Origin of the sequence: Citrobacter sp. Cb004 (assembly GCF_030337065.1) — a bacterium.
GTDB lineage: Bacteria > Pseudomonadota > Gammaproteobacteria > Enterobacterales > Enterobacteriaceae > Citrobacter > Citrobacter braakii.
Genome location: NZ_JAOWCH010000046.1, coordinates 366,364 through 385,185 on the forward strand (window position 1 = coordinate 366,364; position 18,822 = coordinate 385,185).

At 52.8% G+C, this 18,822-nt stretch carries 17 protein-coding genes; 2 read left to right on the forward strand and 15 right to left on the reverse strand.

Features of this window, described 5'->3' with window-relative positions; genetic code table 11:
• Window positions 1–2 precede the first annotated feature (2 nt).
• The 9 genes from pabC to yceD all read right to left on the reverse strand — a co-directional run bounded on the left by pabC (window position 3) and on the right by yceD (window position 7,303).
• A complete protein-coding gene (pabC, locus tag OGV65_RS06930) occupies window positions 3–812 on the reverse strand; it encodes an aminodeoxychorismate lyase (protein WP_286454772.1) in 810 nt (269 codons plus the stop codon).
• Window positions 813–947: 135 nt separating this feature from the next.
• Window positions 948–2,189, reverse strand: a complete 1,242-nt coding sequence (fabF, locus tag OGV65_RS06935; RefSeq protein ID WP_003036260.1) for a beta-ketoacyl-ACP synthase II — start codon at window positions 2,187–2,189, stop codon at window positions 948–950.
• A gap of 85 nt (window positions 2,190–2,274) precedes the next feature.
• Complete coding sequence (gene acpP / locus OGV65_RS06940; RefSeq protein WP_000103754.1) at window positions 2,275–2,511, reverse strand: acyl carrier protein; 237 nt, start codon at window positions 2,509–2,511, stop codon at window positions 2,275–2,277.
• A 155-nt stretch (window positions 2,512–2,666) separates the two neighbouring features.
• Complete coding sequence (gene fabG / locus OGV65_RS06945; RefSeq protein WP_016152641.1) at window positions 2,667–3,401, reverse strand: 3-oxoacyl-ACP reductase FabG; 735 nt, start codon at window positions 3,399–3,401, stop codon at window positions 2,667–2,669.
• 12 nt (window positions 3,402–3,413) lie between these two features.
• A complete protein-coding gene (fabD, locus tag OGV65_RS06950; RefSeq protein ID WP_286454773.1) occupies window positions 3,414–4,343 on the reverse strand; it encodes an ACP S-malonyltransferase in 930 nt (309 codons plus the stop codon).
• A 15-nt stretch (window positions 4,344–4,358) separates the two neighbouring features.
• Window positions 4,359–5,312, reverse strand: a complete 954-nt coding sequence (gene fabH, locus OGV65_RS06955) for a beta-ketoacyl-ACP synthase III (RefSeq protein WP_286454776.1) — start codon at window positions 5,310–5,312, stop codon at window positions 4,359–4,361.
• A gap of 77 nt (window positions 5,313–5,389) precedes the next feature.
• Window positions 5,390–6,469, reverse strand: coding sequence for a phosphate acyltransferase PlsX (gene plsX, locus OGV65_RS06960; protein WP_071601761.1), 1,080 nt, complete (start codon window positions 6,467–6,469; stop codon window positions 5,390–5,392).
• A 122-nt stretch (window positions 6,470–6,591) separates the two neighbouring features.
• Window positions 6,592–6,765, reverse strand: a complete 174-nt coding sequence (gene rpmF, locus OGV65_RS06965; protein ID WP_003036242.1) for a 50S ribosomal protein L32 — start codon at window positions 6,763–6,765, stop codon at window positions 6,592–6,594.
• A 16-nt stretch (window positions 6,766–6,781) separates the two neighbouring features.
• Entirely contained in the window at window positions 6,782–7,303 is a 522-nt protein-coding gene (gene yceD / locus OGV65_RS06970) for a 23S rRNA accumulation protein YceD (protein WP_003036239.1), read from the reverse strand.
• 197 nt (window positions 7,304–7,500) lie between these two features.
• On the opposite strand from yceD, the gene OGV65_RS06975 reads away from it, so the two are divergent.
• Complete coding sequence (locus OGV65_RS06975; RefSeq protein ID WP_016152637.1) at window positions 7,501–8,085, forward strand: Maf family protein; 585 nt, start codon at window positions 7,501–7,503, stop codon at window positions 8,083–8,085.
• Between the two features lie 90 nt (window positions 8,086–8,175).
• Here the strand turns inward: OGV65_RS06975 and rluC are convergent, their stop codons facing one another.
• Window positions 8,176–9,129, reverse strand: coding sequence for a 23S rRNA pseudouridine(955/2504/2580) synthase RluC (gene rluC, locus OGV65_RS06980; RefSeq protein ID WP_049259723.1), 954 nt, complete (start codon window positions 9,127–9,129; stop codon window positions 8,176–8,178).
• 698 nt (window positions 9,130–9,827) lie between these two features.
• On the opposite strand from rluC, the gene rne reads away from it, so the two are divergent.
• Complete coding sequence (gene rne, locus OGV65_RS06985) at window positions 9,828–13,076, forward strand: ribonuclease E (protein ID WP_286454778.1); 3,249 nt, start codon at window positions 9,828–9,830, stop codon at window positions 13,074–13,076.
• A 242-nt stretch (window positions 13,077–13,318) separates the two neighbouring features.
• Here rne and flgL read toward each other — a convergent pair whose 3' ends face one another.
• The 5 genes from flgL to flgH form a co-directional block, all read right to left on the reverse strand.
• A complete protein-coding gene (gene flgL, locus OGV65_RS06990; RefSeq protein WP_016152634.1) occupies window positions 13,319–14,272 on the reverse strand; it encodes a flagellar hook-associated protein FlgL in 954 nt (317 codons plus the stop codon).
• A 14-nt stretch (window positions 14,273–14,286) separates the two neighbouring features.
• On the reverse strand, window positions 14,287–15,945 hold the full coding sequence (gene flgK, locus OGV65_RS06995; RefSeq protein WP_046274758.1) for a flagellar hook-associated protein FlgK: 1,659 nt from the start codon (window positions 15,943–15,945) through the stop codon (window positions 14,287–14,289).
• Window positions 15,946–16,009: 64 nt separating this feature from the next.
• Entirely contained in the window at window positions 16,010–16,960 is a 951-nt protein-coding gene (flgJ, locus tag OGV65_RS07000) for a flagellar assembly peptidoglycan hydrolase FlgJ (protein ID WP_016152632.1), read from the reverse strand.
• Window positions 16,960–18,036 carry a flagellar basal body P-ring protein FlgI gene (locus OGV65_RS07005; RefSeq protein ID WP_019076467.1) on the reverse strand — a complete coding sequence of 359 codons (1,077 nt, stop codon included), beginning with the start codon at window positions 18,034–18,036 and terminating at the stop codon, window positions 16,960–16,962. The genes flgJ and OGV65_RS07005 overlap by 1 nt, the downstream gene beginning before the upstream one ends.
• Window positions 18,037–18,069: 33 nt before the next feature.
• The gene (gene flgH / locus OGV65_RS07010) at window positions 18,070–18,768 is read right to left on the reverse strand and encodes a flagellar basal body L-ring protein FlgH (protein WP_016152630.1); all 699 of its coding nucleotides are present in this window, start codon (window positions 18,766–18,768) and stop codon (window positions 18,070–18,072) included.
• Between the last annotated feature and the right edge of the window lie 54 nt (window positions 18,769–18,822).

Here is an 18,822-nt window from a genome sequence, read left to right on the forward strand (position 1 = left end):
GACTAATTCGGGTGCTCACAAAGTGGGGCTAAAAAATCGAACAACATACGTGCAGACAGCAGCGTGTCGCCACAGGTGCGTACGGGAATAACAGGCATTAACGCATTACAGACGACGATTTCATCGGCCTGCATAACCTCTTCCAACCCGGCATACACTTCGACAATGCTGAACGACGATTGTGCCAGCATCCGGATACAGAATTGTCGCATAATGCCGTTCACTCCGGCCTGATCCAGCCGGGGAGTGTAAACCACATCCCCCTTACGCCAGAACAAATTAGCCGCACAGCATTCCGTAACCCATCCCTCACTGTCAAGAACCAGTGCTTCATCAGCTGCCGTCTGCTCAAGATGAGAGCGAATCAACACCTGTTCCAGTCTATTCAGGTGCTTAAGTCCGGCAAGCAACGGATTACGCCCCAGACGCACTGGACTTAACGCCAGCGTTATCCCCTCATGCCGCCAACGATCGTAATGATCGGGCCGGGCTGAAACAGAGAGAATACGTGTGGCACTGCGACAGTTTGCGCCGCTGTAACCACGGCCACCGCTACCACGGCTGATAATCACTTTTAACACGCCACGCGCATGCCCTTGCGCCAGCATTTTCATTTCACTTTGCAGCTCTGACCAATCTTCGAAAGAGATCAGCAATTTTTGGCAGGCGTCTTGTAAACGCGCAAGATGCGCTGCAAAGAGGCAAATTTCGCCGTCAATAATACGCGCAGTGGTAAAACAGCCATCACCGAATTGGGTCGCTCGATCGCTTGCGGCCAGCATATTCTGCTCGCAGCCATTAATTAAGAACATGGTGGCTCCTTATTTCTGGTCCGCTAGTTTGGCAGGATGAACAACACAGGACAAGGGTGGAAAACCGAATAAAAAAAGGCCCGACAAGCGGACCTTTTTAAATTGCTATCGATGCTAACGCACCACCTGGCAGACTTAAATCTTTTTAAAGATCAAAGAGCCGTTGGTACCACCAAAGCCGAAGGAGTTACACAGTGCGTACTCCAGACCACTAACCTGACGCGCTTCGTGAGGTACGAAGTCCAGGTCACAACCTTCATCCGGGTTATCCAGGTTGATGGTTGGCGGAATAGCCTGATCGCGCAGCGCCAGGATAGAGAAAATAGACTCTACCGCGCCCGCCGCACCCAACAGGTGTCCGGTCATGGATTTAGTGGAGCTTACCATCACACGGCTTGCCGCATCGCCAAAGACAGATTTCACTGCCTGGGTTTCGGCTTTATCGCCAGCAGGAGTAGACGTGCCATGCGCGTTGACATAGCCGATCTGACCCGCTTCGATAGCCGCATCGCGTAGTGCGTTGACCATTGCCAGCGCAGCGCCCGCACCGTTTTCAGGTGGTGACGTCATGTGGTAAGCATCGCTGCTCATGCCAAAACCAACGACTTCAGCATAGATTTTTGCACCGCGCGCTTTCGCATGCTCGTACTCTTCCAGTACCACCATGCCTGCGCCGTCGCCCAGCACAAAGCCATCACGTTCTTTATCCCACGGACGGCTTGCCGCTTGCGGGTTATCATTACGTGTAGACAGCGCACGTGCCGCGCCAAAACCACCCACGCCCAGCGGGGTACTGGCTTTTTCTGCACCACCCGCAACCATCGCGTCTGCATCGCCGTATGCAATGATACGTGCTGCATGACCAATGTTATGCACACCTGAGGTACAGGCGGTCGCAATGGAGATGCTTGGCCCTTGCAGGCCGTACATGATGGTCAGGTGACCTGCCACCATGTTAACAATCGTTGACGGAACGAAGAACGGGCTGATCTTACGTGGACCGCCATTCACCAAAGAGGTGTGGTTTTCTTCGATCAATCCGAGACCGCCAATACCAGAGCCGATAGCGGCGCCAATACGGTGAGCGTTCTCTTCCGTAATTTCGAGACCAGAATCCTGCATGGCCTGAACGCCAGCGACAATTCCATATTGAATGAAAGCATCCATCTTGCGCTGTTCTTTGCGCGAGATAATGTCTTCACAGTTAAAATCCTTTACTAAGCCAGCAAATTTCGTTGCATAGGCGCTAGTATCGAAATGGTCGATCAGGCTGATGCCACTCTGACCGGCAAGGAGAGCTTTCCAGGTAGACTCTACGGTATTGCCGACAGGAGACAACATGCCCAGTCCGGTCACAACTACACGACGCTTAGACACGGTTGTCCTCCAGGGAGGGAAAATAATTCAAGTGGGATAAAAAGATAAAACTCAGGCGGTCGAATGACCGCCTGGAGATGTTCACTTACGCCTGGTGGCCGTTGATGTAATCAATGGCAGCCTGAACGGTAGTGATTTTCTCAGCTTCTTCGTCCGGAATCTCAGTATCAAACTCTTCTTCCAGAGCCATTACCAGCTCAACGGTGTCAAGAGAATCTGCGCCCAGGTCTTCAACGAAGGAAGCATTGTTGGTTACTTCTTCCTGCTTAACGCCCAGCTGTTCGCCGATAATTTTCTTAACGCGTTCTTCGATAGTGCTCATACTCTTAAATTTCCTATCAAAACTCGCTTTCGCGATGGTTTTCGTAGTGTATAAAATGTTGAAAAATTTGCAACTAAATCCCGGCAGGTCTTACCACGATTTTACGTTATTTTGAGGGCATTCACCCTAATAACGCAAATTTTTTTATCTCGTGGTTAAACCATGTACATCCCGCCGTTGACGTGCAAAGTCTCACCTGTGATGTAACTTGCTTCGTCAGAAGCTAAAAATGCAACCGCACTGGCGATTTCCTGAGCGCCGCCAAGGCGACCCGCAGGAACCTGCGCCAGAATACCCGCACGCTGATCATCAGACAGCGCACGCGTCATGTCCGTTTCAATAAAGCCCGGAGCAACAACGTTTACAGTAATGCCACGAGACGCAACTTCGCGCGCCAGTGATTTACTGAAGCCGATCAGACCCGCTTTCGCCGCAGCGTAGTTTGCCTGACCCGCATTTCCCATGGTACCAACCACAGAACCGATAGTGATAATACGCCCATGACGCTTTTTCATCATAGCTCGCATTACCGCTTTTGACAGACGGAAAACAGATGACAGGTTGGTTTCGATGATATCGTTCCACTCGTCATCTTTCATGCGCATTAACAGGTTATCACGAGTAATCCCGGCATTATTGACCAGGATATCGACTTCACCAAATTCTGCGCGAATATTTCCCAGAACAGATTCGATAGATGCTGGATCGGTCACATTCAACATCAGACCTTTACCATTTGCACCTAAGTAATCGCTAATGGCCTGCGCACCGCTTTCGCTGGTTGCAGTACCGATAACTTTCGCGCCACGGGCAACGAGTGTTTCAGCAATTGCGCGGCCAATGCCACGGCTTGCACCGGTAACCAGCGCGACTTTTCCTTCAAAACTCATGGTCTTCCTCTTTTATTGCTCTAGCGCCGCAGAAAATGCCGCCGGCTCATTCAGTGCCGAAGCAGTCAGGGTGTCAACAATACGTTTCGTCAAACCGGTCAGAACTTTGCCCGGACCAACTTCATACAGGTGCTCTACGCCCTGGGACGCCATAAATTCAACGGTTTTAGTCCATTGAACCGGGCTGTACAGTTGGCGAACCAGCGCATCGCGAATAGCGTCTGCGTCTGTTTCGCACTTCACGTCGACGTTGTTCACAACCGGAACAGTCGGCGCGTTAAAAGTGATTTTTTGCAGTTCAACGGCCAGTTTCTCAGCAGCAGGCTTCATCAGCGCGCAGTGAGAAGGAACGCTGACCGGCAGTGGCAGAGCACGCTTAGCGCCAGCCGCTTTACAGGCTGCGCCAGCACGTTCTACGGCTTCTTTGTGCCCGGCAATAACCACCTGACCTGGTGAGTTAAAGTTTACCGGTGAAACCACCTGGCCTTCGGCAGACTCTTCACACGCTTTAGCAATAGCAGCGTCGTCCAGACCGATAATAGCAGACATGCCGCCAGTGCCTTCCGGTACCGCTTCCTGCATGAATTTGCCACGCAGTTCAACCAGACGAACGGCATCGGCAAAACCGATAACACCCGCACATACCAGCGCAGAGTATTCGCCCAGGCTGTGACCTGCCATCAGCGCAGGTGTTTTACCACCCTGCTGCTGCCATACGCGATAAAGCGCAACAGAGGCAGTCAACAGTGCTGGCTGCGTCTGCCAGGTTTTATTCAGCTCTTCGGCCGGCCCCTGCTGAGTCAACGTCCACAGATCATAGCCCAGCGCAGCTGATGCTTCAGCAAAAGTTTCTTCAACAATTGGGTAGTTTGCTGCCATTTCAGACAACATCCCAACGGTCTGGGAACCCTGCCCCGGGAACACAAATGCAAATTGCGTCATGTTTAAATCCTTATACTAGAAACGAATCAGCGCAGAGCCCCAGGTGAATCCACCCCCAAAGGCTTCAAGCAATATCAACTGCCCAGCTTTAATACGCCCGTCGCGGACGGCTTCGTCCAGCGCGCACGGTACGGAGGCCGCGGAGGTATTGCCATGTCTGTCGAGCGTCACGACAACATTATCCATCGACATACCCAGCTTTTTCGCGGTTGCGCTAATAATGCGGAGGTTTGCCTGATGCGGCACCAGCCAGTCCAGTGCAGAACGATCGAGATTATTTGCTTCCAGCGTTTCATCAACGATGTGTGCAAGCTCGGTCACCGCGACTTTAAATACTTCGTTACCCGCCATCGTCAGGTGGATCGGGTTTTCCGGGTTCACGCGATCGGCATTAGGCAGCGTCAACAGTTCGCCATAGCGACCATCAGCGTGCAGATGCGTAGAGAGAATGCCGGGCTCTTCTGATGCGCTCAGTACAACCGCACCTGCGCCATCACCGAAAATAATGATCGTCCCGCGATCGGTTGGATCACAGGTACGAGCGAGGACATCTGAGCCAACCACCAGAGCATGCTTCACTGCGCCAGACTTAACGTACTGGTCGGCAACGCTCAGGGCGTAGGTGAAACCGGCACAAGCGGCTGCAACGTCAAACGCCGGACAGCCTTTGATCCCCAGCATACTTTGGATCTGGCATGCCGCACTTGGAAATGCGTGTGTGGATGATGTGGTGGCAACCACAATCAGAGCAATTTGTTCTTTGTCGATGCCCGCCATTTCAATTGCACGGTTTGCGGCGGCAAAGCCCATCGTCGCAACTGTTTCATTTGGCGCTGCAATATGGCGTTCACGGATACCTGTGCGAGTGACGATCCACTCATCAGATGTCTCAACCATTTTTTCCAAATCGGCGTTAGTACGCACTTGTTCAGGCAGATAGCTGCCAGTACCAATAATCTTCGTATACATGTACGCTCAGTCACTTTTTGGTTATATACCGCCACGAGCAAATCGCTGATACGTTGGCAGCATTCACAAACGCACCGTTATCTGTGTGCTCGCGAGTTTGCGTTTTCGCCACCGTCCAGCAGTTCGAATCCAGCTGGGTATACAGATTCCAGGCGAGCGGCAATTCGCTGAGGAACTTGTCGCTGCACCGCCTGCACTGCCTGTTCAATCGCGACTTCAAATGCTCGCTGATTGGCCGCACCATGACTCTTAATCACCGTGCCGCGCAATCCTAACAGACAGGCGCCATTATACTGGTCGGGGTTGAGGTGACTAAATCGCCTTGTCAGGCTTTTTTGTAACCAACGTTTTAATAACAGCAGCCACCACGACCGTTTTTTGCCCTCACCCTGAGACTTCAGCAGTGAAAGGAACATTCTGACAACACCTTCCATCGTCTTTAATGTGACATTACCTGTAAAGCCGTCACAGACCAACACATCAGTTTTGCCAGTCAGTAACTCATTGGCTTCAAGATAGCCGATATAATTGATAGAAGGGATTGTTTTTAGCACTGCAGAAGCATCCCGAATACTGTCGAGACCCTTGGTTTCTTCTTCACCGATATTGAGCAACGCAACACGGGGATTGGCAATTCCAACCACCTCTTCTGCCAGCACGGAACCCATGACGGCAAATTGCACCAACATCGTGCTATCACAATCCACGTTGGCGCCCAAATCCAGCACCACCGTTTTGCCCTTTTGCTGATGGGGTAAAACCGTCACCAGCGCAGGACGCTCAATCCCCTCAAGGGGTTTGAGCAATAACTTCGCAAGACCCATTAGCGCACCTGTATTACCGGCGCTCACACAGGCTTCCGCTCGTCCTTCTTTCACGAGCTCCAGGGCAACACGCATTGAGCTTCCACGACTGGCGCGAATAGCTTGCGAGGGCCGGGCATCACTGGCAATAACTGACTGAGCAGGGATAATCTGCAGACGTGAACGTTGTTCGAAGTCAGCTTTGGCAAGTAATGGCGTGATTGTATCGGGATCCCCGACTAAAAGAAGTGTGAGTTGCGAATTAGAATTCAGTGCCTGCAATGCTGCAGGCACTGTCACGGTAGGGCCAAAATCACCCCCCATGACATCTAACGCCAGGGTTAGACGTGTCAAGGTATCGTCGCTGCCCGGTTAGGTGTTTCCCCAGTTACCCGGGGAAAGCCTCACTAAGCTTCATCACGCGTGTACTCTTTGTCTTTCTCACCGTAGCGGGAAAGCCATTGAGTCATGCGTGATTACTTAGCGATTACCTTACGGCCACGGTAAAAACCGTCGGCAGTGATGTGGTGACGCAGGTGTTGTTCACCAGAAGTTTTGTCTACAGACAGGCTGGTGACTGCGGTCAGAGCGTCATGAGAACGACGCATGCCACGTTTGGAACGGGTTGGTTTATTCTGTTGTACGGCCATGGACCTTACTCCTCAATTACTTACGCTTTAAGCTGGCTAATACGGCAAATGGGTTTGGTTTTTGCGCTTCATCAGGCAATTCGCCAAAGACCATGTCCGCCTCGGACACTTCACAGTGTTCAGAATCATGCACCGGAACTACCGGCAAGGAGAGGATAATCTCATCTTCAACCATTGCAAGCAGATCGATTTCACCGAATTCGTTAACCTCAATCGGCTCATACGCTTCCGGGAGTGCTTCAGCCTGCTCGTCAGAACGGACAGGACTAAAACAATATGTTGTGTGAACATGAAGTGGGAACGGTTTCCCGCAACGCTGACATTCGAGCGTAACCGACACCTTTGCATCACCGGTTATAACGGCAAGGCGCTGGTTATCGATAGCGAACGACATGGAGCATTCCACATCACTGTCCACACTGACTACAGAATCGGCGACACGCTCAACCAGATCAGAAGTATAGATACCTTCATAATCGAGGCGTTTCTGAGCCGTACGAACCGGATCAAGAGTCAGGGGTAATTTTACCTTTTGCATAGGGCGCGCATATTAACTTTGTAACGTCATATAGTCAAAGAAAAAGGCAGCCTGTGGTTGCCTTTTGCCAATAATTCGCACACATTGCGGGTCATCGACTTAAAATCGCTCAACACAAGCCATTACAGCCAGCTTGTAGGACGAAGTCCATAGTTTAAAATGGCTCTCATCAATACGCTATATGCGAGGGAAAAAATATGCCTCAACTTATTCTTGCTTCTACCTCTCCCTGGCGTCGCGCTTTACTAGAAAAACTGGCAATCCCGTTCGAATGCGCAGCACCAGAGGTTGATGAAACGCCGTTACCAGGCGAAGCCCCCCGGCACTTAGTCTTGCGACTGGCGCAGAAAAAAGCGCAATCTCTCGCCCACCGTTATCCATCGCACCTTATTATTGGTTCCGATCAAATTTGTGTTCTCGATGGTGAAATAACCGGCAAACCGTTAACAGAAGAAAATGCACGCCAGCAGTTACTCAAAGCCCGTGGCAATATTGTGACGTTTTATACCGGACTGGCGCTGTATAATTCTGCGACCGGACATTTACAAACTGAAGTTGAACCGTTCGACGTGCATTTTCGTCACTTAAGCGAAACGGAAATTGAAGATTACGTGCGCAAAGAGCGCCCGCTGCATTGTGCCGGTAGTTTTAAAAGCGAAGGATTGGGCATTGCACTTTTTGAGCGTCTGGAAGGCCGCGACCCAAATACCTTAATCGGTTTGCCGCTGATCGCACTGTGTCAAATGCTGCGACGAGAAGATATGAACCCGTTAAAAGCCTGACGGGTTGACGGCTGTACAGGCCAATCCTGTAGGCCTGATAGGCGCAGCGCCATCAGGCCTACAGGTAATGCGCGATAATATCAATGCGCATCAGCCTTTACTGCGTAACACCTCTAGGCAGCGCTTCAACTGCTTATCCATTGGCGCTTCAATACGCATTACTTCACCCGTCCCAGGATGAGTAAATTTCAACGCAGCGGCGTGCAAAAAGAGCCTGCTCAGCCCGGTATCCGCCAGTTGCTTATCGAACTCACGATCGCCATAGCGGTCGTCAAAGGCAATCGGATGTCCGGCATATTGTGTATGCACGCGAATCTGGTGCGTTCGTCCAGTCACGGGACTGCAGCGCACAAGCGTAGCGAACGCGTAACGCTCTTCCACTTTAAAGCGTGTTTCCGATGGTTTGCCTTCCTGATTCACCCGCACGATACGCTCGCCGCTTTGCAGAATGTTCTTTAACAGCGGGGCCTGCACGGTTTTGACATGGGACTGCCACTGGCCGCGTACCAACGCGAGGTAGTCTTTCTGCATGCCTTTTTCACGCAGTTGTTCATGCAACGAACGCAAGGCAGATCGTTTTTTGGCCACCAGCAGCACGCCGGAGGTATCCCGGTCAAGGCGATGCACCAGCTCAAGGAAACGCGCTTCCGGGCGCAGCGCACGTAAGCCTTCAATGACGCCAAAGCTTAAGCCGCTTCCACCATGCACGGCCGTACCTGAAGGCTTGTTAAGCACCAGAATGTGGTCATCTTCATATAAAATGACATCGGTCAGCGCCGCGACCTTCTGCAAATTCGGTGAAATGGCCTCTTCTTCACGTTCAGCGACACGTACAGGTGGAATACGCACAATGTCCCCGTCTTCGAGTTTGTACTCGGGTTTAATGCGTTTTTTGTTCACCCGCACTTCGCCTTTACGCAAAATGCGATAAATCATACTTTTCGGCACGCCCTTGAGCTGGGTGCGCAAAAAGTTGTCGATGCGTTGCCCTGCTTCGTCGGCAGTAATGGCAACTGTTTTTACGGCTGGAGTCTCTGTTTTCATGGGGGCCGATTTTAAATAGCCATCAAGATTCGCGCCACACATTTTTCTATGCTTATATTAACTGCTATACCTTATTACTTAAGTTTGACATAGCCGATTTGGTGGTTATTAAAGCAATCACTACGCGGAAGTGAAAAAACTGTGAGTAACCGGGTGATAAATGGCAAAAGTCATCTTGCTATAACAAGGTTAGCAGTGGAATAATGAGGTTGTTTCCGTGTTGAATCTTGTTAAAACAAGAACTTTTCCGGAATGACCCAATTTTGCCCGACCGATCATCAACGCAGCAATGGCGTAAGACGTATTGATCTTTCAGGCAGTTAGCGGGCTGCGGGTTGCAGTCCTTACCGGTAAGTGCTCTATAGATTTCGCGTTGTAGGAAGGCGGCAAGTCTGGGAACCCCAGGTGCTTACTCCTGTAAGTGGTTGGGGTAAGAAGATGAAGCCAACGCACCCACAGCGTGAAAGACGATAAGCACAATGGAAGCTTCTCTGGAGAGTAACACCCAGACTGTTCCCCTGATAATTGCGCTGTGTTTCCGTATGAAATACAGGCAACCGACACTCTGCGCCTCTTTGAGCTGACGATAACCGTGAGGTTGGCGACGCGAATAGACACGAGGCCATCGGTTCACACCCGGAAAGGCATTACTCTGCCCGCAGCTTAGTCGTCAATGTAAGAATAATGAGTAAGTTACGATGAAAAGAATGTTAATTAACGCGACTCAGCAGGAAGAGTTGCGTGTCGCCCTTGTAGATGGGCAGCGTCTGTACGATCTGGATATCGAAAGTCCTGGACACGAACAGAAAAAAGCCAACATCTATAAAGGCAAAATTACCCGTATTGAACCGAGTCTGGAAGCTGCTTTTGTTGATTACGGCGCTGAACGTCACGGTTTCCTCCCGTTAAAAGAAATTGCCCGCGAATACTTCCCCGCTAGCTACAACTCCCATGGTCGTCCCAACATTAAAGACGTGTTGCGCGAAGGTCAGGAAGTCATTGTTCAGATCGATAAAGAAGAACGCGGCAATAAAGGCGCTGCGCTGACCACCTTTATCAGCCTGGCAGGTAGTTATCTGGTTCTGATGCCGAACAACCCGCGCGCGGGCGGCATCTCCCGTCGCATTGAAGGCGACGACCGTACCGAATTAAAAGAAGCGCTGGCAAGCCTGGAACTGCCTGACGGCATGGGGCTTATCGTGCGTACCGCAGGTGTCGGCAAATCTGCCGAAGCGCTGCAGTGGGACCTGAGTTTCCGCCTGAAGCACTGGGAAGCGATTCAAAAAGCCGCTGACAGCCGCCCTGCTCCGTTCCTGATCCATCAGGAAAGCAACGTTATCGTTCGCGCATTCCGTGACTATTTACGTCAGGACATCGGCGAAATCCTCATCGACAACCCGAAAGTTATGGAGATGGCGCGTCAGCACATCGCCGCGCTGGGTCGTCCGGATTTCAGCAGCAAAATCAAACTGTACACCGGTGAAATCCCGCTGTTCAGCCACTATCAAATCGAATCTCAGATTGAGTCCGCGTTCCAGCGCGAAGTGCGTCTGCCGTCCGGCGGCTCAATCGTTATCGACAGCACAGAAGCGCTGACCGCTATCGATATCAACTCCGCACGCGCGACCCGCGGCGGCGACATCGAAGAAACTGCGTTCAACACCAACCTTGAAGCAGCCGATGAAATTGCTCGTCAGCTGCGTCTGCGCGACCTCGGCGGCCTGATTGTAATCGACTTCATTGATATGACGCCGGTTCGTCACCAGCGTGCGGTTGAAAACCGTCTGCGTGAAGCCGTGCGTCAGGACAGAGCGCGTATTCAAATCAGCCATATTTCTCGCTTCGGCCTGCTGGAGATGTCCCGCCAGCGTCTGAGCCCGTCGCTGGGTGAATCCAGCCATCACGTATGCCCACGCTGCTCCGGCACGGGTACCGTACGTGATAACGAATCACTGTCGCTGTCTATTCTGCGTCTGATCGAAGAAGAAGCGCTGAAAGAAAATACGCAGGAAGTTCACGCTATTGTTCCTGTGCCGATCGCATCCTACCTGCTCAACGAAAAACGTACCGCGGTAAATGCCATCGAGACGCGTCAGAATGGCGTGCGCTGTGTGATTGTGCCAAACGATCAGATGGAAACCCCGCATTACTCCGTGCTGCGCGTACGCAAAGGGGAAGAAACACCAACCCTGAGCTACCTGCTGCCGAAACTGCATGAAGAAGCGATGGCATTGCCGACGGAAGAAGAGTTCGTCGAGCGTAAACAGCCAGAGCAGCCGGCATTAGCCACCTTTGCAATGCCAGAGGTGCCGCCAGCCCCTGCTTTGCAGGAACCTACTGCGAAGGCCGCCGCGCCTAAAGCCGCAGCAGCGACCGCGGCCGTCGCCGCGCAGCCAGGTTTGATTAGCCGTTTCTTCGGCGCACTGAAGTCCATCTTCAGCGGTAGCGAAGAAGTGAAACCGGTTGAACAACCTGCGCCGAAAGCTGAAGAGAAAACCGACCGCCAGCAGGATCGTCGTAAACCGCGTCAGAACAATCGTCGCGACCGTAACGATCGTCGTGATAATCGCGACAACCGTGGCGAGCGTGATAACCGTAACGAGCGTTCAGAAAGCGGCGAAAACCGTGAAGATAACCGCCGTAACCGCCGTCAGTCGCAGCAGCAAAATGCGGAAGCGCGCGATAACCGCCAGCAGTCTACTGAGGTCGCCGACAAAGCGAAATCCGGTGATGACCAGCAGGCTCCGCGTCGCGAGCGCAACCGCCGTCGCAACGATGATAAGCGTCAGGCGCAGCAGGAAGTTAAAGAGCTGAACCTGGCAGAACAACCTGCGCAGGATACCGAGCAGGAAGAGCGCGTTCGTCAGCCTCAGACTCGCCGTAAACAGCGTCAGCTGACTCAGAAAGTTCGTTACACAGACAGCCCGGCTGTTGAAGCCGAAGTCGCGACTGCCGAGGTGGTCACTGAAACGGCAGTCGCTCAGCCAACTGAACAGCCCGTACCGGCACAGCGTACTGAACTGGCGAAAGTTGATCTGCCTGCCGTCGTTGTGACTGAGCAGGAAGACAACAGCGAAGCGCGTGACTCTAATGGTATGCCGCGTCGTTCCCGTCGCTCACCTCGCCATCTGCGCGTCAGTGGACAACGCCGTCGTCGCTATCGTGATGAGCGTTACCCGGTTCAGTCGCCGATGCCGTTAACGGTTGCCTGCGCATCTCCAGAATTAGCGTCCGGTAAAGTCTGGATCCGCTACCCTGTTGCTCGTCCTCAGGATCAGCAGGTTGCAGAGCAGCGCGAGCAGAAAACGGTTCAGGGGCAAACAGCACCTGTCGCCGTAGAGCCTCAGGTTGCTGCAGTTGCCGTTGAGCATATTGTGAACGCCCCTGCGTCGGTTGAAACCGTACAGCCAGAGGTGGTCATTGCTGAACCTCAGGCTATCGTCGTTGAAACCACGCATCCGGAAGTCATCGCTACTCCGGTCGAGGAACAACCGCAAATTATCGCTGAATCTGACGCGCCTGTTGCTGAGGATACCGCGGCGAAAGCCGAACCTGTCGCTGAAATCGTGGCTGCGCCGGTTGTCGAAGAATCTGCGGAGGTTGTTATTTCTCAGCCTGAAGTGGCTGAAGAGATTGCCGAGGTTGTGGAAACAGCGCCAGTGGTTGAAGAAGTTGCCGCGCCGCAAGAGGTTGTTGCCGCACCGGTCGTCGAAGACGCAGTCGTTAAGGCTGAAGTTGTCGCAACCCACGTTGACGCAGAACATCTTCACAGCCACGCGGCCGCCCCGATGACCCGTGCTCCGGCACCAGAGTATGTGCCTGAAGCGCCGCGTCATAGCGACTGGCAACGCCCGGAATTCACCTTTGAAGGTAAAGGTGCCGCAGGTGGACACAGCGCCACGCACCAGGCGACTGCGCCAGCAACGCGCCCGCAGCCCGTTGAGTAAGTCATAATCAACATCAAAGCCGACCTTCGGGTCGGCTTTTTTTTATCTCTGCTCTACACACTGACAAACTGAGAAGGCGTGGTTACGCTGGCAATCTTTAGCGGTGCGATTGCGCGGGTAATAAGATTAACGGGTAATCTGTCGCTGAGAAAATAACAGTGGCCTAAAAAAATGCCCGCTCCGGGGTGTTAAAGGAGCGGGCAGACAAACATATCCAGTTTCATGATATGTTCAAAAGTGTGTTACCGGTTCAGCTGAAATAGCGACATTCCCTGCATATCGGTAAACGTTTTGTACGATGCCTGCAGTGCGGCCTGCTGCATCACGTAGGACGAAATTGCTGCGTTCCAGTCAACATCCACCAGATTGCTCATCTGCTGAGTCTGGCCCAATGCGCGATCGGCGCCCAGTGAATCCAGTGAACTTAACTCGCTGAGCTGAGTCCCTAATTCTGCACGAACAGAAAGCACGTTATTCAATGAATTTTTCAGGCCACGACTGGTTTTATCAATGGCTGCAGAGGCGGTAGCTTTTGCCGCGTCATTGCCCTCAATCGGGGTTTTGAGCGCATCAATAGCGGTATCCAGCATTTTGAACAGGTTCTTTTCCTGAGTACCGCCGCCTGGTTCCGGTACGGCATTACTGGTCAGATTAACAAATACTTTATCGCCAGTATGACCAATCACCATGGTACGGGAGGCATCGACCTGCTGGGTCACATTTGTTGTACCGCCACTGTAAGCGCCATCTGCCTGAGCAAACGGTGCAGATTCTGTTTTATATCCGCCAAAAATATAGCGTCCATTACCGTCGGTGCTGTTCGCCAGGTTCATCAGTTGATCGCGGATCCCCTGCAGGTCGGTGGCCAGCGATGCACGGTCGTCATCGCTTAACGTGCCGTTGGCGGCATAGACAATTTTTTCCTGCGCGGTCTGAATTGCCGTCGTTACCTGACTCAGTACGTTCTCTTCCAGCGACACTTTTTGCGTCGCAAATGAACGCGCCAGCGTATATTGGCTGTTCTGCGCCTGAGCTTGAGAAAGCACCACGGCCTGCGAGGCGGCGATCGGATCGTCAGATGGGTTGATCACACGTTTGCCCGTTGACATCTGCTCGCCGAACTTCATCCATTCAGCCTGAGAGTTAGTGATGCCACGCATATTCTGCTGGTACATCATCTGGGTGCTGATACGCATTGTGTCCCTCTCCCTTAGCGAATATTAATCAGTGCATCAAACAGCGCATTTGCGGTTTGCAGCACTTGCGCGTTAGCCAGGTAATACTGTTGATAGCGTTGTAAGTTACCGTATTCTTCGTCGAGGTTGACGCCGGAAATAGACTGCTGCTGCTTATAAAGCTGCGTTACCACGTTGTTTTGGGTAATGGCGCTGGTTTTCAGCGTCGCGGTTTTGTTCCCGACATCGCTTACCAGCGTGGCATATGCATCGTTGAAGGTCTTATTACCCACGGTAGCTTTGGTCTGCAGATCCAGCAGTTTCTGACCGTTACGGTTATCGCTTTTTCCCTTATCAATATCCGGGTCCGGATCATTTTTTGAGACCTGGGCCATGGCGATTTTCGACTCATCGGTCACCATGACTTTCATATCAACAACGGCGTTACTGACAGGTTTCACTGTAAAGCTGTCATTTGCTTTTGCGCCAGCATTAACGGTGATTTCCATCCCGTCAAAGGACATCTTCCCACCGGTAACGGTAGCTTTGAAGCTGGTATTATCCGCCAGGCGAGTAACCTGCCAGTCCGTCCCGTCATAAACGATTTTATAATCGGTCGCCTGTACAGCAGAGCTGTCGGTAATCTTCGCGCTTAACGATCCTGTTCCTGTATTTTTAGCGTTGTTGAATACTGCCGGGCTACCGATAGCAAAGAAATCCTTACCCTGATCGCCGTTCGCGTCAAAACCCTCTTTATGCTGGGTGTTAAACGCATCGGCGAACGCCAACGCCAGTTGGCCCAGCGTGTTACGCGTCTGGTCAAGCTCTTGAGAACGGAAGGTCAACAGCCCGCCCAATGAACCGGTATTCAACAGTTTTTCGGGAATTTCAACCTCGCCGGCAACCCCGTCGACGTAGGCCACTGTGGTTCGATTGGGATCGTCACTGGAGGGCACAGCCGCCAGCTGGCGTGCATTGCTGCCCTGCACCAGTGAATAGCCGTTCGCCATGGTTATGTTGTAAGTCCCACCGTCCTGAACGCTGACTTCTACACCGACAATCTGGTTCAGTTCACTGACCAGTTGGTCGCGCTGGTCGAGTAAATCGTTAGGCGATGCGCCCGCGCCGACGCCGGTCAGACGGGAAATCTGATCGTTGAGGCTGGCAATCTGTTTTGAATAGTTGTTGATCTGGTCAACGCTGGCCTTGATCGCAGTATTAACCTGCTTGTCTTGATCGCGCAGATACTGGTCGGTTGTTCTGAACTGGTTGACTAAACCATCAGCTTTACCGATCAGCGCCTGGCGCGCCGCCGGGTCTTCCGCGTTACTGACAAGCGTTTGCAGGCTGGTAAAAAAGTCCTGCATTGAGGTCGAAATGGAACTGGTTTTGCTGGAGAGCAGATTGTCGATTTTCGACATTTGTTCATAGCGCGTTGTCAGGCCGCTGCTTTGGTTCTGCGCGGCACGTAACTGATTCGTGATAAAGGAGTCATACTCGCGCTGTACGCCAGAAACATAGACGCCATTGCCAACCCAGCCCCCCGCACCCAGCGTGCTGTTCGCTTGCGCCATAATTGTCGTTTGACGGGTGTATCCGGCAACGTTATAGCTGGAGATGTTATTACTGGCAGAATTCAACGCGGCCTGCGCTGCGGCGAGTCCACTCATCGCGTTATTAATCAAGCTGGACATGGAGGTTCCTTGTAATCCTTCAATACTCGTTATTATCGGCAGCAGGTTGGTAGACTTGAGCTATTTAAAAGAGATTATCGATATTCGTACTGTAGGTTTTGCTCACTTTTTCGCTCATCGATTTCAACTGCTGGATCATGCTGGTTAATTTACGCGCATAGTTAGGGTCAGTCGCGTAACCGGCATTCTGCAAAGCCTGTGCCCCCTGCTCGGCGGTAGCAGCGGCGGTTACCGCCGCATAGCGCGGGTTACGCGATATCAGACCGACATAATCCGACAGTGCCTCAAGGTAAGAGCTATAGACGCGGAATCGGGCTTTCACCTTTTTCGCCTCGCCGTTTTCATATTCGGTGGTGGTGATTTCGGTGGTTGGGCCTTTCCAGCTTCCCGAAGCCTTCACGCCAAAAATGTTAAAGCTCGGTTCACCGTTCTCACGGCGGATTTGTCGCTGCCCCCATCCGGACTCCAGCGCCGCCTGCGCCAGAATCAGATGATGCGGAACCCCGCTTTGCTGACTTGCCAGCTTAGCCGGCAGCGATAGCTGGGCGAGGAAGTCTTTGCTGTCACCTGACAGCGGCTCATCATTGCTTTCCGTCGCGCGGGGAATGGCTTTACGGACCAGTTGCGTCAGCGCCTGGTTTTGATAGCTGGTCACCGTTTCCAGAGAGAACTTCATTGGCACCTGCGGCGCATCGTCTGCGGGTTGCGCCTGCCCTTCAGTCATCTGCTTAACCATCATTTCAGCCAGTCCCAGACCTTTACCTGCGGTCATCTGCTGCGCAATTTGTTGGTCATACATGCTGGTATACAAACGTGTTGAATCACTGCTAAAAACGCCATCTTTCGGCAGCGCTTCACGCATGCTTTTCAGCATCATTTGTACGAACATCCCTTCAACCTGACGGGCAACCGGGCGGATATTCGCCGCCGGGTCCTGACCCGCTTTCGCTTTCAGTTCGTTCAGTGATTGCGCATCCCAGGCGGCACTGGTCAGCAGTTTGCTGTCACCAATCATTAGATGATTTCCAATTTGGCGCGTAAGCATCCCGCGCTCTGCATCGATTGCAGAATGGACATCAGATCCATCGGCGTTGCCCCTAGGGCATTAAGCGCACGCACAACATTGTTCAGGTTGGCGCTGGAACGCACGCTTTGCAGCGAACCGCCGCTCTGGCGCAGGTCGATCTGGGTTTGAGGCGTCACCACGGTCTGTCCACCGCCAAACGGTGTATCCGGCTGGCTGACGTTCGCCTGGCGGTTTACCGTTATCGACAAGTTGCCTTGCGCGACGGCACAGCTATCCAGCGTGACTTCACGGTTCATGACAACGGATCCGGTGCGCGAGTTGATAATCACTTTCGCATCCTGCGGCGTGACGTTCACCTCCATATTCTGGATGTCAGCCAGGAAACGCACTTGCGAACTGTTGCCGCTTGGCACGCGTACCTGAATCGTCCGGGCGTCCAGCGCAGTGGCGCTACCAAAGCCGCGCGAACGGTTAATGGTGTCGGTTATCTGCTGCGCCATAGTGAAATCTTCATTATTGAGCTGCAGATTAATGGTGTTACCGCCACCGAACTGGCTGGGTAATTCACGTTCGATGGTCGCGCCGTTGGTAATACGTCCGCCATTGAGCTGGTTTACCTGCACGCTGCTGCCACCCGCAGCCGCGCCTGCACCGCCTACCAGAATATTCCCCTGCGCCAGCGCATATACCTGGCTATCGACCCCTTTCAGCGGGGTCATCAGCAGCGTACCGCCGCGCAGGCTTTTGGCGTTCCCCATGGAAGAGACCACCACGTCAATGGTTTGCCCCTGACGACCAAAGGCCGGGAATTGCGCGGTCACCATCACCGCCGCCACGTTTTTCAGTTGCATATTGGTGCCGGTTGGCACGGTAATTCCCAACTGCGAAAGCATGTTGTTGAGCGTTTGCGTAGTAAACGGCGTCTGGGTGGTCTGGTCACCCGTGCCATCCAAACCGACCACCAGCCCATAACCGATCAACGAGTTTTCCCGCACGCCCTGAACGCTGGTCAGGTCACGAATACGGTCGGCATGCGCAAAGGTGGTTATCAGCACCAGTACCATTCCAACTAAAGATTTAAACACTGGCTACCTCGCTTACATCGGCGACAAGTTAAGGAAGAAACGCTGCAACCAGCCCATATTCTGCGCTTCATTGATGTAGCCGTTGCCGACATACTCAATACGTGCGTCCGCAACCTGAGTTGACGGTACGGAGTTGCTGCCACTGATGGTGCGCGGGTTAACGACCCCGGAGAAGCGAATGAATTCAGTGCCCTGATTAATGGCGATCTGTTTTTCACCCACAACATGTAAGTTGCCATTCACCAGTACCTGATCGACCGTTACGGTCAGGGTACCGCTGAAGGTATTGCTGGCGTTCGCGCCGCCTTTACCGTTAAAGGTGTTACCGCCTGAAGCTTCTACGTCAGCACGCTCGTTGCCAAACAGTCCTTGCAAATAACGCGGTACGGTATCAAAGCCAAAGTTGGTTTTGCCGTCGCGGCTGGCATTAGCCGAAGAACTTTTGCTCGCGCTGACGTTTTCCTGCAATACGATGGTCAACGTATCGCCAATATTGCGCGGACGGCGGTCTTCGAATAGCGGCTGATAACCGTAGTTAATCGGTTGGGCCGACTGGAAGATTGATCCATTCGCCACCGGCGTCGGGCCAGGAACAGGCTGGGCAGACGTTGCGCCCTGCACGAGGGGCGTGGCCGGGATCCAGGCGCATCCTGTCAGTGAAACCACCAACAGAGCTAAAATTGGGTATGGGTGAAGCGCGTATTTTCGCATTGCGGTCATCTTCAAAATCAGTGTGCCGGTGAGGCTTTCACCCCACCGGGCCAC

Bases quoted from the DNA above. Each gene is read 5' to 3' on its own strand.
- fabG (WP_016152641.1), bottom strand. From the start codon at position 3,401: ATGAGTTTTGAAGGAAAAGTCGCGCTGGTTACCGGTGCAAGCCGTGGC.
- yceD (WP_003036239.1), bottom strand. From the start codon at position 7,303: ATGCAAAAGGTAAAATTACCCCTGACTCTTGATCCGGTTCGTACGGCT.
- OGV65_RS06975 (WP_016152637.1), top strand. From the start codon at position 7,501: ATGCCTCAACTTATTCTTGCTTCTACCTCTCCCTGGCGTCGCGCTTTA.
- acpP (WP_000103754.1), bottom strand. From the start codon at position 2,511: ATGAGCACTATCGAAGAACGCGTTAAGAAAATTATCGGCGAACAGCTG.
- rpmF (WP_003036242.1), bottom strand. From the start codon at position 6,765: ATGGCCGTACAACAGAATAAACCAACCCGTTCCAAACGTGGCATGCGT.
- flgH (WP_016152630.1), bottom strand. From the start codon at position 18,768: ATGCGAAAATACGCGCTTCACCCATACCCAATTTTAGCTCTGTTGGTG.
- pabC (WP_286454772.1), bottom strand. From the start codon at position 812: ATGTTCTTAATTAATGGCTGCGAGCAGAATATGCTGGCCGCAAGCGAT.
- flgL (WP_016152634.1), bottom strand. From the start codon at position 14,272: ATGCGTATCAGCACCCAGATGATGTACCAGCAGAATATGCGTGGCATC.
- fabH (WP_286454776.1), bottom strand. From the start codon at position 5,312: ATGTATACGAAGATTATTGGTACTGGCAGCTATCTGCCTGAACAAGTG.
- flgJ (WP_016152632.1), bottom strand. From the start codon at position 16,960: ATGATTGGTGACAGCAAACTGCTGACCAGTGCCGCCTGGGATGCGCAA.
- OGV65_RS07005 (WP_019076467.1), bottom strand. From the start codon at position 18,036: ATGGTACTGGTGCTGATAACCACCTTTGCGCATGCCGACCGTATTCGT.
- flgK (WP_046274758.1), bottom strand. From the start codon at position 15,945: ATGTCCAGCTTGATTAATAACGCGATGAGTGGACTCGCCGCAGCGCAG.
- rluC (WP_049259723.1), bottom strand. From the start codon at position 9,129: ATGAAAACAGAGACTCCAGCCGTAAAAACAGTTGCCATTACTGCCGAC.
- rne (WP_286454778.1), top strand. From the start codon at position 9,828: ATGAAAAGAATGTTAATTAACGCGACTCAGCAGGAAGAGTTGCGTGTC.
- fabD (WP_286454773.1), bottom strand. From the start codon at position 4,343: ATGACGCAATTTGCATTTGTGTTCCCGGGGCAGGGTTCCCAGACCGTT.